Source organism: Streptomyces sp. NPDC001714, assembly GCF_042892755.1.
Lineage (GTDB): Bacteria > Actinomycetota > Actinomycetes > Streptomycetales > Streptomycetaceae > Streptomyces.
On the sequence record NZ_JBIAUL010000080.1, the window covers coordinates 1 to 1,513 of the forward strand.

Annotated in this window: 1 protein-coding gene; it reads right to left on the bottom strand. The window is 60.9% G+C overall.

The features are described from left to right. Positions 1 to 960, bottom strand: a 960-nt coding sequence (ltrA, locus tag ACFY0P_RS52165; RefSeq protein WP_388929537.1) for a group II intron reverse transcriptase/maturase, incomplete at its 3' end; no start/stop codon positions are given. Positions 961 to 1,513 lie beyond the last annotated feature (553 nt).

Genomic DNA, 1,513 nt, shown 5'->3' on the forward strand with positions numbered 1-1,513 from the left:
CTTCCGGCCGTCCTTGGTCCGTGCGCCGCGCGGGCGGAACGTGAACCCGAGGAACGTGAAGGACGTGTGCTCGGAAGAGCCGCGCCGTTTCCCGTCCTTGCAGTACACGATCTTGGTCTTGTCGGGGTGCAGTCGCAGCCCGAGCTCTTCCATCCTGTTCCCGAGTGCCGCCAGGACCTGCCGGGCCTGGCGTTCGCTGACGCAGTGCACGACCGCGTCGTCGGCATACCGTTCGAACTGGACGTCCCGGAAGTTCCGGGCCAACCACCGGTCGAACGCGTAGTGCATGAACAGATTCGCCAGCACGGGCGAGACCGCGGACCCCTGCGGGGTGCCCCGATCCCGCATCTGCAAGGTGCCGTCGGGTAGTTGAAGCGGCGCGCGAAGCCACCGATCAACATACAACTTCACCCAGACGGTGTCGGTGTGTGCCTCCACGGCCTTGACGATGAGGTCCCAGCGGACGCTGTCGAAGAACTTCTGGATGTCGAGATCGATCACCCAGTCCTTCTTCCAGCAACGCTCTCTGCAACGCTCTACCGCGTCCAAGGCCGACCTTCGGGGCCTGTATCCATAAGAGTCCTCGTGAAATACAGGTTCCACTCGGACACCGAGATGCCGGGCCACGACAGTCTGAGCAACCCGGTCGGCGACAGTGGGAATGCCGAGCATTCTCATGCCTCCGCCGTGCTGCTTCGGAATCTCCACCGCACGCACCGGAGGTGGGAAGTACGTCCCGGACGCCATCCGATTCCAGATCTTGTAAAGATTGCCCTTCAGATCTGATTCGAAGTCAGCGATGGACTGTGCATCCACTCCTGGTGCACCCTGATTTCTCTTCACATCCTGGAAAGCCTCCCAGACCTCCCACTTCGGGATATCAAACGGCTTGCCTGACGATTTCAACTGCTCCATCGGCTCCTCCCGGTCATCGCCGGTTGACCAAACGAACACAGCCATGGATGACCCGACCCCTTCGCTCCACCCCCATTACAGGGGCTTCACCACTACTACGGGTCGGTCCGCCAGCGCACCCCGCGACGGTACTCAGTCCCTTGCGGTTTCAGCCGCTTGGAACGCTCCCTCTCGCCGCCCCAACCCGAGTGGACAGTTTCAGGGTGCGCTTTCTCCTGTTCCATGCGGAAGCAGCAGATCAGGCTCACGTCATCTTCATGCCGGACACCACCTGGCCAATAAGCGGGCACCCGCCAGACTCCTCCCGGAGATCGAGAAATATCTCCGGTTCTGATGCCGTCTCACTCTGTTTCGACACGTCAGCAATGATTCGCTTGCGCTCGTCTTCCTGATCCCTACCTGACGCCTCTCACGACGCCTTTTCCTCATCGCTCACCACGACGGTCTTCAGCCAACGCAGCATGAGGCGGTTTGAAGCCTCCCCCCGCAGGGCGACTCCGAAGGGCCAATTCCTTCATCTCCCGCACAGCATCACTTGAGGATGCAATTCCTACATAGAGCTCCTCATCGTGTTCAGGACACACTCCCCGACAGAGTC